Annotated in this window: 12 protein-coding genes and 1 riboswitch; of the genes, 8 read left to right on the forward strand and 4 right to left on the reverse strand. The window is 52.1% G+C overall.

The window, feature by feature from the left end; translation table 11 throughout:
• Positions 1-20: 20 nt before the first annotated feature.
• A riboswitch (TPP riboswitch) is annotated at positions 21-129 on the reverse strand.
• Positions 130-339: 210 nt separating this feature from the next.
• Entirely contained in the window at positions 340-576 is a 237-nt protein-coding gene (locus PsAD5_RS16160) for an Lrp/AsnC ligand binding domain-containing protein (protein WP_057462693.1), read from the forward strand.
• 70 nt (positions 577-646) lie between these two features.
• On the opposite strand, the gene PsAD5_RS16165 is transcribed toward PsAD5_RS16160, so the two are convergent.
• Positions 647-2,950 carry a xanthine dehydrogenase family protein molybdopterin-binding subunit gene (locus PsAD5_RS16165; protein WP_063292837.1) on the reverse strand — a complete coding sequence of 768 codons (2,304 nt, stop codon included), beginning with the start codon at positions 2,948-2,950 and terminating at the stop codon, positions 647-649.
• A gap of 402 nt (positions 2,951-3,352) precedes the next feature.
• Here PsAD5_RS16165 and PsAD5_RS16170 point away from each other — a divergent pair, with 402 nt between their 5' ends.
• Positions 3,353-4,327 (forward strand): DMT family transporter, encoded by a 975-nt coding sequence (locus tag PsAD5_RS16170; protein WP_057462666.1) that lies wholly within the window; start codon positions 3,353-3,355, stop codon positions 4,325-4,327.
• 69 nt (positions 4,328-4,396) lie between these two features.
• On the opposite strand, the gene PsAD5_RS16175 is transcribed toward PsAD5_RS16170, so the two are convergent.
• Together PsAD5_RS16175 and ade are read right to left on the reverse strand one after the other, a co-directional pair.
• Complete coding sequence (locus PsAD5_RS16175; protein WP_063292806.1) at positions 4,397-6,064, reverse strand: long-chain-fatty-acid--CoA ligase; 1,668 nt, start codon at positions 6,062-6,064, stop codon at positions 4,397-4,399.
• Between the two features lie 241 nt (positions 6,065-6,305).
• Entirely contained in the window at positions 6,306-8,021 is a 1,716-nt protein-coding gene (gene ade, locus PsAD5_RS16180; protein ID WP_063289707.1) for an adenine deaminase, read from the reverse strand.
• Between the two features lie 481 nt (positions 8,022-8,502).
• Here ade and zwf point away from each other — a divergent pair, with 481 nt between their 5' ends.
• The 6 genes from zwf to PsAD5_RS16210 all read left to right on the forward strand — a co-directional run bounded on the left by zwf (position 8,503) and on the right by PsAD5_RS16210 (position 15,456).
• On the forward strand, positions 8,503-9,975 hold the full coding sequence (gene zwf / locus PsAD5_RS16185) for a glucose-6-phosphate dehydrogenase (RefSeq protein WP_063292807.1): 1,473 nt from the start codon (positions 8,503-8,505) through the stop codon (positions 9,973-9,975).
• Between the two features lie 238 nt (positions 9,976-10,213).
• On the forward strand, positions 10,214-12,088 hold the full coding sequence (gene edd, locus PsAD5_RS16190; RefSeq protein WP_063292808.1) for a phosphogluconate dehydratase: 1,875 nt from the start codon (positions 10,214-10,216) through the stop codon (positions 12,086-12,088).
• Complete coding sequence (gene eda, locus PsAD5_RS16195) at positions 12,088-12,729, forward strand: bifunctional 4-hydroxy-2-oxoglutarate aldolase/2-dehydro-3-deoxy-phosphogluconate aldolase (RefSeq protein WP_057460916.1); 642 nt, start codon at positions 12,088-12,090, stop codon at positions 12,727-12,729. The genes edd and eda overlap by 1 nt, the downstream gene beginning before the upstream one ends.
• Before the next feature lie 231 nt (positions 12,730-12,960).
• Positions 12,961-14,604 carry a glucose-6-phosphate isomerase gene (gene pgi, locus PsAD5_RS16200; protein WP_063292838.1) on the forward strand — a complete coding sequence of 548 codons (1,644 nt, stop codon included), beginning with the start codon at positions 12,961-12,963 and terminating at the stop codon, positions 14,602-14,604.
• Between the two features lie 117 nt (positions 14,605-14,721).
• The gene (locus PsAD5_RS16205) at positions 14,722-14,997 is read left to right on the forward strand and encodes a glycine zipper domain-containing protein (protein ID WP_057460914.1); all 276 of its coding nucleotides are present in this window, start codon (positions 14,722-14,724) and stop codon (positions 14,995-14,997) included.
• A 195-nt stretch (positions 14,998-15,192) separates the two neighbouring features.
• Complete coding sequence (locus tag PsAD5_RS16210; RefSeq protein WP_057460919.1) at positions 15,193-15,456, forward strand: glycine zipper domain-containing protein; 264 nt, start codon at positions 15,193-15,195, stop codon at positions 15,454-15,456.
• Between the two features lie 12 nt (positions 15,457-15,468).
• On the opposite strand, the gene PsAD5_RS16215 is transcribed toward PsAD5_RS16210, so the two are convergent.
• Complete coding sequence (locus tag PsAD5_RS16215) at positions 15,469-16,416, reverse strand: hypothetical protein (RefSeq protein WP_063292809.1); 948 nt, start codon at positions 16,414-16,416, stop codon at positions 15,469-15,471.
• Between the last annotated feature and the right edge of the window lie 33 nt (positions 16,417-16,449).

Genomic DNA, 16,449 nt, shown 5'->3' on the forward strand with positions numbered 1-16,449 from the left:
TTACGGCGGGAACGATTACCTTGGTACTCATCCCAATTCCCTCCGCCGGCACAATCCGGATCAGGTTCTAGGAGTTGGCTTTGCGCCTCTCAGCCCGTCAGTCACTTCCGAGCACCCCCATTGGTTAGAATTTTTTGCTAGCAAACAAGAGAGCGAACTGCAAGCGGAAACGAGAGGCAGCGACAAAAGGCAACTGGGGGTAGATTTCGCATAAAAAACGCAAAAGCTTGCAAAAAAACGCAGCTTCAACGCAAAATGCTCACAAAACAACGCAAACTCAAATTTGAGCGCATCCCTGAAAGACAAATCAGCCTTTCGGGACAGAAGGATAGCAGATTTATGATTCCGTTCTTTGTACAGATCAAATGCCAGCTCGGAAAAACCTATCAGGTTGCCAACGCCATCGCAGACGCGGAAGTCGCCTCCGAGATTTACTCCACCTCCGGGGATTTCGACCTGCTGGCCAAATTCTACATCGATGATAACGAAGACATCGGACACTTCGTTGCAAACAAGGTTCAGGTCTTCGAAGGCATCCAGGACACCAGAACCATCATCACCTTCAAAGCGTTCTGATACCTACGAAAACAGGCGGGACACCAGCCCGCCTGCACAATCTCTTTTCAAGCTTTACTATCTTGATGGCTTAACTCTGAGCGTCCTGAATAGCACTCCAGACAGCAACCGGCGTCGCGGGCATATCTATATGCTCAACACCTGCATTCTTGCGCAACGCATACTGCACAGCATTCATCACCGCCGGCGCCGCTCCAATAGAACCAGCCTCACCAGCACCTTTGATGCCCATCGCATTTGTCGTGGAAGGAACGTTGCTCGTCGAGAAGTCGAAATTCGGCAAATCATCAGCACGTGCAACATGATAGTCCATGAAGGACGCTGACAGCAGCTGCCCGGTTTCATCATAAACCGTGTTCTCGCAAAGCGCCTGCGAGATCGCCTGCCCCGCACCACCATGCACCTGACCCGCCAGCAGCATCGGATTCACCGTCACGCCAAAATCATCCACGATCACATAACTGACCACGTCCGTCTTGCCCGTTTCCGGATCAATCTCCACCTCACACACATGCGTGCCATTGGGATAAGTACATTCATCCTGCATGACTTTTTCCGCTGCACTCAAGGTCTCCGGTTGCGAACCAGCCACATCAACAAGGCTGACTTGTTGGTCGGTACCAACCACGCGCACCTGCCCGTCTTCCAACGTCAGATCCCCAACACCAACCTCAAGCTTCTCACTGGCGATCTCTTTGATCTTCTTAACCAGCGTTTCAGAAGCCGCTTTCACAGATGGCATTCCAATCGGAATGGACCGCGATCCACCGGTACCACCACCAGTCGCAACACGGTCCGTATCTCCCTGCACCATCTCAACCTGATCAAGCTGCAAACCAAGATGTTCTGCAATGACTTGGCCATATGCAGTGGCGTGACCCTGACCGTTGCTCTGCGTTCCAATCAGCAAAGTAACGCTGCCGTTCGTGTTAAGCTCAAGCTTAGCTTCCTCCCCGCCGGCAAAGGCACACGCCTCCACATAGGTCGATAGCCCAACACCGCGATACAAACCTTTTGCCTTGCTCTCCGCTTCACGCTCCGCAAACGTCGAATAATGAATCTCGTCCAGCGCCTTGGTCAGGTGAGTTCCAAAGGAACCCGTATCATACATGCGGCCAAGCGCTGTCGTATAAGGCAGAGCTGCATCGGGGATAAAACTTTGACGACGAAACTTCGCCGGATCCATACCCATCTCATGCGCAGCTTTGTCTGCCAGTCGTTCCATCAGATAAAGCGCTTCCGGACGCCCTGCCCCTCGGAACGCATCCACCGGCACTGTATTGGTATAAACGCCTGTCGCTTCCACCCACGTTGCGGGGATATCGTAAAGACCGGGAGTCATGGTGATGCCAATCTGCGGAATACCTGGGCCAAATTCATGCAGATAAGCGCCCATGTTTGCAAGCACATGCACCTTGAGGCCGATCATCTTACCGGTCTCATCAAGCGCAAGCTCAGCCGTGGATACATTATCCCGGCCATGCGCATCAGACATGAAGTGCTCGGTACGCTCCTGAAGCCATTTCACGGGATGACCAAGACGTTTCGCGGCAATCAGGCAAAGCGGATATTCAAGATAGGTGAACATCTTGGTTCCAAAACCACCACCCACATCAGGTGTCACAACGCGGATATCTTTAGGGTCGACGTTGAGTATGTTCTTGGCAATCAGATCACGCATCCCATGACCGCCCTGCGTTCCAGTGGTCAGCGTATACCTGCCGCTCTCACCATCAAACTCGCCAATACAGGCCCGCGGCTCAATCGCATTGGACACCAGACGGTTGTTGATCACTTTGATCTTGGTAACATGATGCGCATTCTGGAAGGCCTCTTCCATCGCCTCCTTGTTACCCATGCCAATGTGAAAGGCCTCATTAGACCCATGCTCAGGCCACACAAGCGGAGCGCCGTCTTCTAAGGCAGCTTCAGTTCCGATTGCCGGATCAACATCCTCGTAGTCAACCTCAATCGCCTCCATCGCAGCCCGCGCTTGCTCCACCGTATCGGCAACAACAAACGCAAGAGCATCACCAACAAACCGGGCTGTATCAGAGCAAAGAACTTCACGATGAGGCACCCAGTGCTTCGTCCCATCCAGCTGCCGAAGCACTGCTTTACATGGGATAGAGTTCGTTCCTTCAAGATCCGCAGCAGTCAGAATAAGCTGCACACCATCCATAGCCCGTGCTTCATCCACTCCCTCTAAGGTGAACTTGGCAAACGCGAGAGGAGACCGCAAAACAACGGCATGTGCTGCACCAGCCACCTTCAGGTCATCCGTGTAATGGCCCTTGCCAGAAATAAAGGCAGCATCTTCTTTTCGGCGAACGGGAGCACCAATTCCAAACTTCGGTGTAGCAACCTGATTCATGAAAACCTCAAAAATCTGGAGAGCGACCCAACACCGCACCTCCCAATACAGCTTTTTACGTATCAGCAGAGAACGTACAGTGCTTTTCTCAGGCTGCAAGTGTTTTCTGGTTCACCACAGAGGTGTATTTTCCAGAGTGACTTAAGGTCATTACCGCATTATTTAGAGCAAATTACGGAAGGGTACTTAGAGCTCTAAGTTGTCGGCAGCTTCGTGCTTACTGTCGAAACTCTCAAGCTAAAATTTGTTTTAGAATTTGACCAAACCGCAAACATTAGGTTATTTAAGCCATACACCCATCTGATCTTTGTTACGTTGTCCGCCCCCTGGCGCACACCATTTTGCACCAGACATCGGGTCTGGTCGTTTTGATCGTATCAAGGCAGCTTCGAAAGCAGTTACATGCCTGTTCCTTCAGCAGAGCCTGAAGGCAGCTCATCATCTGCTGCGTTAAAAACAAGGTTTTCCGCAAAATGGCAAAGCCTGTCCAATAACACACGCGGCATCTGCTGGGCCCTTCTGGCAACATTCCTTATGGCCGTCATGAGCACCATCATCAAGCTGCTCGGCGACCGCTTACACGTTACTCAAATCCTTATGCTGCGCCAGTTTTTCATGCTGGTGATCTCAGCACCGATCATTATCAAAGGATTTCCGGGTTCGCTCAAAACACAGGCTCCACTGCTTCACCTGGGCCGCATCCTGCTTGCGTCCTCTGCAATGTATTTCGGCTTCACCGCAGTCATTCACCTACCTCTTGCTGAAAGCACAGTAATTGGTTTTGCACGCACGTTTTTCATCACGATCTTTGCAGTTTTCTTCCTGAAAGAAGTTATCGGCATTCACCGAATTTCGGCGACTATCCTTGGCTTCATCGGGGTGATGGTCATCGTCCAGCCCGGCACCGGCGCGGAAATGAGCATCTACAGCTTCATGGCGATCCTGGCCTCAGCCTGTGCCGCACTCGTAGGCATCATCCTGCGCAAGGTCACTCAGGTTGATCAGCCCATCACGATTCTGACCTTTCAAGCAACTTTTGTGGGTCTGATCATGGCCCCCTTCGGCATCTATTATTGGGTATCAATCAACCTAAATGATGCGATCCTACTGCTCTTGCTGGCAGGTGTTAGCTGGAGCGCTCAGATGAGCAACATTCAGGCCCTCAAGTTTGGTGAGGCCTCTGTGATTGCACCGTTTGATTATATCCGCCTTGTCTACGCGGCAATCATTTCTGTCGTAATCTTCGGCATCTGGCCGCTCTGGACCACATACCTTGGTGGCGCAATTATCGTCGCAGCTTCCCTTTACACCCTGCACCGCGAGACTGTGCTGGGCAAGAAAGTGGCAACTGGAACAGCGCCCACGAAAACGCACTAGAGCAAACGCTAAGCTCAAGCAAAAAGCCCTCGCAAATGCGAGGGCTTTTCTTTTTTCACGAAGTAGCTATCAACTGGCGTTTTCAGTGCTGCGAGTCTTGGCAGCCTCTTCCTCAACCAGCTCTTTCTTGGAGAGTTTACCAACCATGGTCTTTGGCAGCTCCTCACGGAATTCAATCGCCTTCGGCATCTCAATCTTGGAGATGTGCCCCTTCAGGAAGTCTTTCAACTCTTCTGCAGTCGCGCTCTGACCATCTTTCAGCTTCACAAAGGCCTTCGGTGCCTGACCGCGATACCCGTCTGGAATAGCAATCACGATAACCTCAGCAACGGACGGATGCTGATAAAGTGCCTCCTCGATCACACGCGGGTAAACGTTGTAGCCAGAACAGATGATGAGGTCCTTGATGCGATCAACAAGGAAGATGAAACCCTCATCATCCATGTAACCGACATCACCAGTGTGCAACACACGGCCATCTTCCAGAGTTTTAGCGGTCTCATCAGGACGGTTCCAGTAACCCTTCATGACCTGCGGACCGATGATGCAAAGCTCACCTTTTTCTCCGCGCTCAACCGTTTTCTCTAGATCTTCTAGATCACGGAACTCAATAGTCGTCCCCGGCATTACAACGCCGATAGAGCCGTCTTTACCTGTTCCGTCCATCGGGTTAGCTGAGGCAACCGGAGAGCTCTCTGTCAGACCGTAGCCTTCCACCAGAACACAGCCTGTCAGGGCTTCAAACTTCTGCTTCACTTCAACAGGCAGCGGCGCTCCACCAGACATACAATAGCGGATTGATGTCAGGTCGTAGTTCTTAGTTAGCTCACTGTTGTTGATCGCGGTGTAAAGCGTTGGCACAGCAGCAAACAAGGTTGGTTTCTTCTTCGCAGCCAGATCAAGCAGTTCTTTCAGGTCAAACCGCGGCATAAGCAGCATTTCTGCCGCACCTAGAATGGAAAGATTCTGCAGAACAGTCATCGCAAACACATGGAAGAATGGCAGCACACAAAGTGTCTTCTCGTAGCCGCGCTTCAAGCCACCGTAATGGCTTTCCAGCATCTCCATGTTTGACGTGATGTTGTAATGCGTCAGCATCGCACCCTTAGGCACACCAGTCGTACCACCGGTATACTGCAGGATCGCCACATCTTCCTTCGGCTCGATTTCAACCGGAGTAATGCCTTTGGACTTTGCAAGAAAATCTTTGAAACGGATGTGAGCTTTATCAGCTGGAATGTTGGAAACATCCTTCCGCTTGAACAGCTGGAACAACAGCTTCTTAGGCTGAGGCAGAATGTCAGCCATCGGACATACAATGATGTTGTCCAGAGCACCTTCTTGACGAACAGCTTCCACACGATCATAGATCACAGAAAGATCCATGGTCACCATGATGCGTGCGCCAGAATCCCGCGCCTGAAACGCGATTTCGCGCTCAACATAAAGCGGGTTGAAGTTGACGACGACACCGCCAATTTTCATGATCGCAAAATAGAAAATGGTGTAGTACGGCGTATTAGGCAGACAAAGGCCGATCTTGTCGCCCTTCTTCACACCCATCGCCTGCAGGGCACCTGCAGCACGCTCAACGAAATCTCCCAATTCGCCGTAGCTTGTTGATTTGCCCATGAAGTAGATAGCCGGACGGTGCGCATAATTTTTGACCGTATCATCCAGATAGCTATCGATAGTACGAATTGGAAATTCCACTTGTCCCTCACGACCTGTCGCCATGCGCAGATCTCCTCCCCGAATTATTATAGTTCTTCAGACGAAGTTGACAGGAAACCGAAGCTGAGCGCCAAGGTTCATGTGCGCAACATATCAGAAAAACCTTATATCATCATGCTTTGCGTGGAATTTGCGGCAGGTTTACCATTGCGTCAACCCAGACATACGGTTGACCTTCAATACGACACATTACTCAATTCCACTGAATTTTTCTCGAGAACCCAAGAGATATCAAAGCTCTGCTCTATTGAATGAGCTGAAAACTCGACACGTCAAAAAGCCCAAAATCAGTAATTTTAAGGTGGGGAATAACCGGAAGAGGCAAGAATGCGACCTGCAAAAACGGCTCTGGTAGAACACAATTGAGCGATTTTGCAGCTTTGCGCAGCACTTCCAAACGCTCTTTGACCACCTCAAATCGCTCCAAACTCATCAATCCGGCAAGTGGCAGTTCCATCTCAGCCAGCACTTCTTCACCTTCAGCAACCACAAATCCACCGCGCAACGCAATGCATCGGTTCACAGCAATTGCCATGGCCTCTTCATCAGCGCCAACCACACAGATGTTGTGACTGTCATGTCCAACAGAGGAGGCAATCGCACCCGATGTCATTCCAAACCCGTTTACGAACCCTGTCGCAATATTCCCTGTCTTTCCATGACGCTCCACAACAGCCACCTTGATAGCATCCTGCCCCAAATCGATCTGGGAATAATTATGTTCAACGGGCAAATCCCTCTTCAGATGCTCGGTGATAATCAGCCCCGGTTTCACACCAATCACTGATGTTTCGCGCTGCGCAGGCACACGGAAGCTCTCTGCATGCACTGGTTCGGCATGGCAACTGTCCAGCAATCCTTCCGGCTCAATCAACTTGCGGCTGGCAAACAACTCATCCGAAACCACACGCCCAGCACTGATCACCTGATCCACATCACAGCTTTCCAAATCATTGAGCAACACAATATCCGCACGCCAACCCGGCGCGATCAATCCGCGATCTCGCAGACCAAACGCAGTGGCTGCTGACCAGCTTGCCGCACGGTAGACATCACGAGGTGCACATCCATGAGCAATCAGGCGCTTGATGAGACAATCAAGATGTCCCTCCTCAGCAATATCAAGTGGATTCCTGTCATCCGTACAAAGCGCAACAAAACTGGCCCGTTCAGGCGTCAGGACAGGCGCTAAAGCATCCAGATCTTTGGAGACAGATCCTTCTCGGATCAGGATCGTCATGCCCTTAGAGATCTTCTCCAATGCTTCTTCTGCGGTGGTCGCTTCATGATCAGTCCGAATGCCCGCAGCAAGGTAGCCATTCAAGGCTTTGCCACGTACCAAAGGCGCATGACCATCAATATGCTCCCCTTCAAACTCAGCAATCTTAGCCAAAGCATCCGGGTCACCAGCCAACACACCAGGGAAGTTCATAAACTCCGCCAAACCAATAACGCTTGGATGATCCTTGAATGGCAAAAGATCATCAATCTCCAATTGAGCACCAGCTGTCTCAAATTTGGTGGCAGGCACACAGGAAGACAGGTTCACCCGTAAATCCAGAATGGTCTCAACAGAGCTGTCGAGGAAGTACTTGATGCCAGCAGCACCGGTCACATTGGCAATCTCATGCGGATCACAAATCGCAGTCGTCACACCGTGAGGCAGCACACAACGATCGAACTCAAACGGTGTCACCAACGATGATTCCACATGAAGATGGGTATCGATAAAGCCGGGTACGGCAATCTTGCCGCTGCAGTCGATCTCGTTCACACCGCTGTAGTTGTCATAAGTCCCAACAATCTTCTCGCCGGAGATCGCAATGTCGGTCTTCGTCAGACTGCCGTCGATCACATTGAACAGCTCAACATTCTTCAACACCAGATCGGCAGGCACATTGCCCTGCCCCTGATCGATGAGTGTTTTTAAACCGGCAACCTTTTGCTGACGAGATCCCATGCCATTTCCTCCCAGAGGAAGCATAGGGCATGCCTCCTCATTTATATTTCCCTTGGGGCAAGCCTAGCAAAAGATCGCAAGCTCCCCAATGCCGCCATTACAAATGCTTGTTGGAATTGTACAAATCATGACAGTCAGAAAACAAAACCCACAGAAACTGCATTTTTTGGATGGCGACTTCCCCTTTCAGCACGCCGAAATGCCTAGTTTCTAGGCACATTCGTATTTTTGCTTGCATTTTGATGAAACCCGCATCAAACAGAGGTGCAATTTCATAAATGCAACCTTTGTATGAGTTTTGATGCAGATAAGAGCAGTCTATCTGCCAAGCTTGCGGCTCACGTCCGCGCCTCTCACAACTCTACAATCAAATTTAATTCAGTTGGCCTGCTGGCTTGCTCCTGCAAATTCTCCAACTGATACCGCATGCCAAGCAATTGAAGCCGGAGATCCGATACCGGCTCACGACTAAGGGAACTTCATGGCGAACCGTCCAGCTCAATCTGACCCATTTGATCTCGTTGTATTTGGAGGCACCGGCGATCTTGCACACCGCAAGCTGCTCCCAGCTCTCTATCATCGCGAACCAGTCGGTCATCTGGGTGAAGACGCGCGCATCATCGCAGTTTCCCGCCGCGAGCTCAGCGATACAGAGTACCGCGACTGGGCCCGTACTGCCATTTGTGAGCACGTCGCTGAAGTAGATCAGGAAGCTCTCGAACGCTTCCTCGCTCGTATCCAATATGTCTCCGTTGACGTTGCTCAGAACACCGGTTGGGAAGCTCTGGAACAAAAGCTAGCAGGCCGCGAAGACGTTGTCCGCGCTTTCTACCTCTCTGTTTCTCCAGACTTCTTCGGCCCAATCTGTTCCGCCCTTGGCGAACACAACCTCGTAACAGAAACCTCCCGCGTCACCATCGAGAAGCCGATCGGCAAGAACGGCAGATCTGCTCACGAAGTTAACGAAACCATCGGTTCCGTGTTCAAAGAGCACCAGATTTTCCGTATCGATCACTACCTCGGCAAAGAAACCGTTCAGAACCTTATGGCTCTGCGCTTTGCCAACGTACTGTTTGAACCACTCTGGAACGCGGCTCACATCGACCACGTACAGATCACCGTGGCAGAAACACTCGGCGTTGAAAGCCGCGCTGGTTACTACGACACCGCAGGCGCTCTGCGCGACATGGTCCAGAACCACCTGCTTCAGCTGCTTTGCCTCGTTGCTATGGAACCACCTGAATCCATGGCACCAGACAGTGTGCGCGACGAGAAACTGAAGGTGCTCAAAGCCCTCCGTCCAATGAGCACCGAAATGGTCGAGCGCAACACAGTTCGCGGTCAGTACCGTGCTGGCGCATCTGCTGGCGGTGCTGTGAAGGGTTATCTGGAAGAGCTGGGCCGCAACGATTCCAACACTGAAACCTTCGTAGCTGCCAAAGTAGACATCGAGAACTGGCGTTGGGCCAACGTTCCGTTCTACCTGCGCACTGGCAAACGCCTTGCCGCTCGTGTTTCTGAAATCACCATCCAATTCAAAGACCTGCCTCACTCCATCTTCCTGCCAGATGCTGGACGGATTGCTGCAAACAAGCTGGTCATCCGCCTGCAGCCAGATGAAGGCGTGAAAATGCAGGTGATGATTAAGGACCCGGGCCCGGGTTCCATGCGTTTGCGCGAAGTACCGCTGGACATGACCTTTGCTGAAGCTTTCAGCTCCCGTCATCCGGATGCTTATGAGCGCCTCATCATGGATATGATCCGCGGCAACCAGACCCTGTTCATGCGTCGTGACGAAGTCGAAGCGGCATGGACATGGATCGATCCGATCCTTGAACAATGGTCCCAAATCAAAGAAGCTCCAAAGCCTTATACCTCAGGCACGTGGGGTCCATCTGCTTCCATCGCACTTATCGAGCGTGATGGCCGTACATGGCATGATGAAACATATTGATTAAACACCAGGTGCCGGTCCGCTGGCACCTGGTCACCCTTGCAAGTATTTCTCCCACTTGCGCCAATCCCCGAAAAAATCAAAATTGCCTACGGGCAGAGTTGTCAGAATAAAAATTAGGCTCAGAATTTAAATCGATTAAAACGACCAAAAACAGGGATTTCCTCCTCCCAATCCCGCATCTGGTCATTCGGTTTGACTGATGAAAAGTCAAAGAACAAAAGGCAGAGCACAAGACATGGTTCACCCTCGCCTCAAAGAGATTACAGATCGCATAATCGAGCGCAGCGCCACGAGCAGACAAGACTATCTTCGTCGCATGAAAGCGCAGCACACAAACGCACCACAACGCACAAACCTCGGCTGCACTAACCTGGCACATGGCTTCGCAGCCTGTCCGGCAGCTGATAAACAGCACCTCGCCACAGACAAGCAGCCAAACCTCGGCATCGTCACCGCCTACAACGATATGCTTTCCGCACACCAGCCATACGAGAGCTACCCGGAAATCATCCGCGAAACAGTCCGCAAAATTCAGGCGACAGCTCAGGTTGCTGGCGGCGTACCAGCCATGTGCGACGGCGTCACACAAGGCCTGCCAGCGATGGACCTGTCACTGTTTTCCCGTGACCTGATCGCCATGTCCGTTGCCGTTGGCCTGTCACATGGCATGTTTGACGCGGCAGTGTTCCTCGGTGTGTGCGATAAGATTGTCCCGGGCCTGCTCATCGGAGCCTTGTCCTTCGGCCATCTGCCGGCAATCTTCCTACCTGCTGGCCCAATGACCTCCGGCATTGCCAACGACGAAAAAGCCCGCATCCGCCAGCTGTTTGCAGAAGGCAAAGCAACCCGTGAAGAACTGCTTGCTTCTGAAAGCGCATCCTACCACTCGCCTGGCACCTGTACGTTCTACGGCACTGCAAACTCCAATCAGATGCTGATGGAGATCATGGGCCTGCACATGCCGGGCAGTTCCTTTACCAACCCGCTCACACCCCTGCGCAAAGCATTGGTTGAAGAAGCAGTCACACAGGTCGTCGAACTCACCGCACAGCGCAGCACACCTACGCCGCTCTTTGAGATCATCGACGAACGCGCAATCGTAAACGGTGTCGTGGGCTTGCACGCAACAGGCGGCTCCACCAACCACACCATGCACCTCGTCGCAATCGCCGCCGCCGCTGGCATTCAGCTCACATGGCAGGACATTTCGGATCTGTCCGAACTCGTCCCGCTGCTTGCCCGCGTTTATCCAAACGGCAAAAGCGATGTAAACCATTTTGAAGCAGCAGGCGGAATGGGGTTCCTCATTCGCGAACTGCTGGATGCAGGCTTGCTGCACAAAGACGTCAAAACAGTCAACGGAACAGGCTTGGACGGTTACACCGTCAACGTCTTCCTTGATGACAAAGGCGGTGTCCTCCGCAAGCCAGCACCGGCTAAGGCATTGGATGAAACCATCCTTGCGCCAATGTCCGTTCCGTTCAACAAAGACGGCGGTCTCAAAGTCCTCACAGGCAACCTCGGCTCTGCCATCATCAAAACCTCTGCTGTCGCACCTGATCGCCATATCATCGAAGCCCCAGCTCAGGTCTTCCATACTCAAGAAGATGTCGAAGCTGCCTTCAAAGCTGGCGAACTCAACAAAGATGTGATTGTTGTGCTCCGTTACGTTGGTCCGCAAGCCTGCGGCATGCCAGAAGCCCATAAACTGACACCACCTCTTAGCGTTGTGCAGAACCGAGGGTATAAAGTCGCACTTGTAACAGATGGCCGGATGTCCGGCGCCAGTGGCAAGATCCCAGCTGCAATTCATGTTACTCCCGAGGCGATGGATGGTGGACCAATTGCAAAGGTAAGGGACGGTGACTTGCTGCGCCTTGATGCAGTAAGCGGTACGCTGGAGCTGCTTGTTCCTGCAGATGAGTTTGCGCAAAGAACTGCCGCACCTGCAGATCTGCAAGCATACCAGAGTGGAACCGGAAGAGAATTATTCGCAAGTTTCAGGGCAAACGTGAGCTCAGCCGATACCGGCGCTCGCCTCTTCAATCTGGAACAGACAAACAAAACCCAACGGAATGCTGACACAATCAGCGCAATGGAGACAGTGTAATGGCTCAAAATATCGAGCGAGTAGAAGCAATCATGACCGCCGCCCCGGTGATCGCAGTTCTCATTGTCGATGACCCCAAAAAAGCAGTTCCAATGGCACAGGCCCTCGTGGATGGCGGCATCCCGGGCATCGAGATCACACTGCGCACTCCAAACGCTCTGGACTGCATCAAAGCAGTTGCCGACAACGTCGAAGGCGCTCTGGTTGGTGCTGGTACCGTTCTCACCCATCAGCAGTACGAAGCCTCCGTCAAAGCAGGGTCAACATTCGTCGTTTCTCCGGGCGCAACAGACAACCTCATCGCAGCCGCTGAAGATTTTCAGCAAACTCCTTTACTTCCGGGCACATGCACTCCGTCTGAAGTGATGAAGCTGCTGGAAGCAGGCTATGAGCGTCTCAAGTTCTTCCCAGCTGTTCCAGCCGGCGGCACTCCGATGTTGAAAGGTCTGTCTTCTCCTCTGGCTGCGGCTAAATTCTGCCCAACTGGTGGTATCAACCTTGGCAACGCACGTGATTTCCTTGCTCTGCCTAACGTCCTTTGCGTTGGTGGGTCATGGATCGCAGACGCAAAAGCAATTGAATCTGAAGACTGGGCAGGCATTGAAAAGCGGGCTCGCGAAGCAGCTGCATTGACTGTTTAATCGCAAACCATCACGATTGATTGCATTGAATTTCTTACCCGGGGCCTTACATCAAGGACCTGTCATGCTCCTAAAAGCATGAAGGTGTTTCCGGGTAAGAAGACGCATAAAAACAAAACTTTAGAGCAGTTTGCACGTCCCGAAAAACGAGCAAGCTGCTTTACGGTAAATTGGCAAGGCGCGACACTCGCTGCCAGTCAGAAGCTATTACAAGAATAAATGGAGGCCTCGATGCCGACAGCTAATCCAAAAGATATCTTTAAACGCCTTGATGAACACGCTCAGGCCATTCATTCCACTAAGATTACCGATCTCTTCGCAGCAGATCCTTCTCGTTTTGATAAGTTCTCCCGCTCTTCTGACGACCTGCTCTACGATTTTTCCAAGAACAAGCTGACTGAAGAAACCCTGGAGCTCCTGCTCGAACTCGCACGCGCTGCCAATGTTGAAGCAAAACGCGATGCCATGTTCGCAGGTGAGCACATCAACACCACAGAAGACCGCGCCGTATTGCACACCGCCCTGCGTAACCAGTCCGAGAACCCGGTATTGGTGGACGGCAAAGACGTTATGCCTGACATCAACGAAGTGCTCGTCAACATGGGCGACTTTGCAGAAGGCATCCGCTCTGGCGAAATCACAGGCCATTCCGGCGAGAAAATCACAGACGTAGTCAACATCGGCATTGGTGGCTCTGACCTTGGTCCGGTGATGACAACTCTGGCTCTGGCCCCATATCATGATGGCCCGAACCTGCATTACGTCTCCAACGTGGACGGCGCACACATTGCCGACACTTTGGAAAACCTGAATCCGGCGAAGACTCTCTTCATCATCGCCAGCAAGACCTTCACCACTATTGAGACCATGACCAACGCGGCAACAGCCCGCCGTTGGATTGCCAAACACAACGGCGAAGAAGCTGTCGGAGCACACTTTGCAGCTGTCTCCACCGCACTGGAAAAAGTCGCGGCCTTTGGCATCTCGCAAGAGCGTGTCTTTGGCTTCTGGGACTGGGTCGGCGGACGTTACTCCATCTGGTCTGCAATCGGCCTCCCGCTCATGATCGCTATTGGTCCAGATGCATTCTCCGATTTCCTCGGCGGCGCCCATGCAATGGACAATCACTTCCGCGCCACCCCGATAGAAGACAACATCCCGTTCCTGATGGGCCTCGTCGGCGTCTGGCATCGCAACGTGCTGGGTTACGACACCCGCGCAGTTCTGCCATATGATCAGCGCCTCGCCCGCTTCCCTGCCTACCTGCAGCAGCTGGATATGGAATCCAACGGCAAAAGCGTCACCAAAGATGGCACAGCAGTTGAAACCCAGACCGGCCCAATCGTCTGGGGTGAGCCTGGCACCAACGGCCAGCATGCGTTCTACCAGCTCATCCATCAGGGCACGAGCATCATTCCTTGCGAGTTTTTGGTTGCTGCCAACAGCCACGAAGAAGACCTGCAAACCCATCACAATCTCCTTCTGGCAAACTGCCTTGCCCAGAGTGAAGCCCTGCTCCGTGGCCGTTCTCTGGAAGAGGTTGAAGACAAGTTTCGTAAAGATGGAAAATCTGAAGAAGAGATTGCCAAACTAGCTCCACAAAAGGTCTTCCCGGGTAACCGGCCCTCAACCACCCTCCTCTATGATCGTCTCGATCCATTCACGCTGGGTAGGCTGATCGCGTCTTATGAACATCGCGTCTTTGTTGAAGGAGCGATTTGGAACATCAACTCCTACGACCAGTGGGGTGTTGAACTTGGAAAAGAACTCGCGACACAGCTGTTGCCAATGGTTGAAGGCAGCCAATCCGCAGCAAACAAAGACAGTTCGACCCAAGGCTTGTTAAAATATCTAAAGAAGGCGAGGAGCCTCTAATTTTTAACAAACTTTAACCATGTTCTTTTTGTTAGCTCGACCTCACAAAGTTAGAGCTGCCAGGAGGTATCGGGGTCCGGTCAAATTGGGATTGGCAGCAAAAGGAGACTGGAAAAAATGAAAAAAATTGCTCTTGCTGGTGTAAGTGTTGCATTGCTTGCCCTCGCTGGCTGTAACACATCTTCAAGCACGGACCGTACTCTCATCGGCGGTGGCCTTGGTGCTGCAACTGGTGCAGCCATCGGCGCTGCCACAGGCGGTGGTGTGGGGTCCGCTGTCGCTGGTGCAGCAATCGGCGGTGTAGCTGGTGGCATTGTTGGCAATGTGACAACTCCGAAAAACTGCACTGCCTATGATCAGTACGGTCGCCCTTACCGCGTAAAGTGCCCATAAGCCTCGCAAAAAGATTTGGTTACACCATTCCAAAGGCCCTGCAACCGCGGGGCCTTTTTGCGTTACATACCTACAACTCTCAAAAGGCAAACAGCTTCAACTTAACCACCTTGCCATCTCGTAAGCTGCATTCACTCATCTGCAACAGATCAGGTACTACCGTGGGTTTCAAACAATCAGCCCATGGGTAGGATCGTGAGAAAAGCAATAATCATAACAGCCACCCTGCTCACACTCGGTGCTTGCAGTGAGTATAACCGAACAGACCGCGTCCTCGTTGGCGGTGGTCTTGGTGCAGCCACCGGCGCTGCGATTGGAGCAGCAACCGGAGATGTTGGCGCCGCCTTTGCCGGTGCTGGTATCGGTGCCGTTGCAGGCGGGTTGATTGGTGCAGCCACCACTCCGCGCCGCTGTGTCGGCTACGACACCTATGGCCGCCCATACTACTACCGTTGCTGACAGCAATCCTCTCTACAGATCAGCCATAAAGTCCGGAGCAGTCATGTCCAGCTTGAAGCTGCGCGGGCTTTTGGCACTCGCACTCTGCTGCACTATCTTCTTGTAGATGATCTTATGTGCAGCCGCCAAAGCCATCTTGGCGTATTTCATCGCACCTACGCTATGCCGGTTGCCAGAGATACCTGCTCTACGCAGCAAACCATTGGCATAGATGATCGCATAAAAATCCCTGATCTCAGTGGTGAAGTGCTCAGTGGTCACCGAGATGTTCACCTCATCATGGTTCTCAACCCGATGCGGGTTGTTGAGCGGCCAGTGCGCCATCTCACCTGGGCTCAGCGTCACCTTTGTAGCGAACTCATCATACCAGGGCTCAAAGCGGATCTCTTCTTCGGTCGTTCCAAGGAAGATACCTTCCAACTGCTCATCAGAAAGAAACGGCGCTGAATTCTCATAAATATAAACGTCCTTATGGCCCTTCACTTGCCATAAGGATTGTCCGGGTACATCTGCATGATAGTACACTTGAGCACCGGGGGAAGAAATCAACATCCCGGTCTTGTGCTTAAAGGTCTCAAAGCCTGGAACCTTCACCTCAAGCTCATCAAATATCTTCGATGTGACCTGCTTGAAGCCTTCATCCCAGTCCTGAAGTGCACGAAGAGAAAGCCAGAAACGTCCTTCTTCTACAGCACGAAGCACATCCTCGCCTTTGGCACCTTCAATGCTGCCCTGTAGCCACTGGGACTTCTTGGTGCCAATCGCACCAGGACGAACAAAATCATAGTGCTCAGAGGGAGTGGTCTCAATCAACCGCGCTAGGTTTTCTGGCAGAAACACAGGTAACTCATGCAGGCGGTTGTTCAGCAGGAGCGTGTGCTTGCCGAACACCTCTTTGTAATGCTCTTTCCATTCAACAATCAAATCATGCTGAAGAACCAATTCCAAATCATGATACATGACGCCGCCCAATCAGAAAAATACTAGTAAATT

Source organism: Pseudovibrio sp. Ad5 (assembly GCF_001623095.1).
Taxonomy (GTDB): Bacteria; Pseudomonadota; Alphaproteobacteria; order Rhizobiales; family Stappiaceae; genus Pseudovibrio.

Excerpts from the sequence above, each read along its gene's own strand:
- PsAD5_RS16160 (WP_057462693.1), top strand. The coding sequence starts at position 340 with ATGATTCCGTTCTTTGTACAGATCAAATGCCAGCTCGGAAAAACCTAT.
- PsAD5_RS16165 (WP_063292837.1), bottom strand. The coding sequence starts at position 2,950 with ATGAATCAGGTTGCTACACCGAAGTTTGGAATTGGTGCTCCCGTTCGC.
- PsAD5_RS16170 (WP_057462666.1), top strand. The coding sequence starts at position 3,353 with ATGCCTGTTCCTTCAGCAGAGCCTGAAGGCAGCTCATCATCTGCTGCG.
- PsAD5_RS16175 (WP_063292806.1), bottom strand. The coding sequence starts at position 6,064 with ATGGCGACAGGTCGTGAGGGACAAGTGGAATTTCCAATTCGTACTATC.
- ade (WP_063289707.1), bottom strand. The coding sequence starts at position 8,021 with ATGGGATCTCGTCAGCAAAAGGTTGCCGGTTTAAAAACACTCATCGAT.
- zwf (WP_063292807.1), top strand. The coding sequence starts at position 8,503 with ATGGCGAACCGTCCAGCTCAATCTGACCCATTTGATCTCGTTGTATTT.
- edd (WP_063292808.1), top strand. The coding sequence starts at position 10,214 with ATGGTTCACCCTCGCCTCAAAGAGATTACAGATCGCATAATCGAGCGC.
- eda (WP_057460916.1), top strand. The coding sequence starts at position 12,088 with ATGGCTCAAAATATCGAGCGAGTAGAAGCAATCATGACCGCCGCCCCG.
- pgi (WP_063292838.1), top strand. The coding sequence starts at position 12,961 with ATGCCGACAGCTAATCCAAAAGATATCTTTAAACGCCTTGATGAACAC.
- PsAD5_RS16205 (WP_057460914.1), top strand. The coding sequence starts at position 14,722 with ATGAAAAAAATTGCTCTTGCTGGTGTAAGTGTTGCATTGCTTGCCCTC.
- PsAD5_RS16215 (WP_063292809.1), bottom strand. The coding sequence starts at position 16,416 with ATGTATCATGATTTGGAATTGGTTCTTCAGCATGATTTGATTGTTGAA.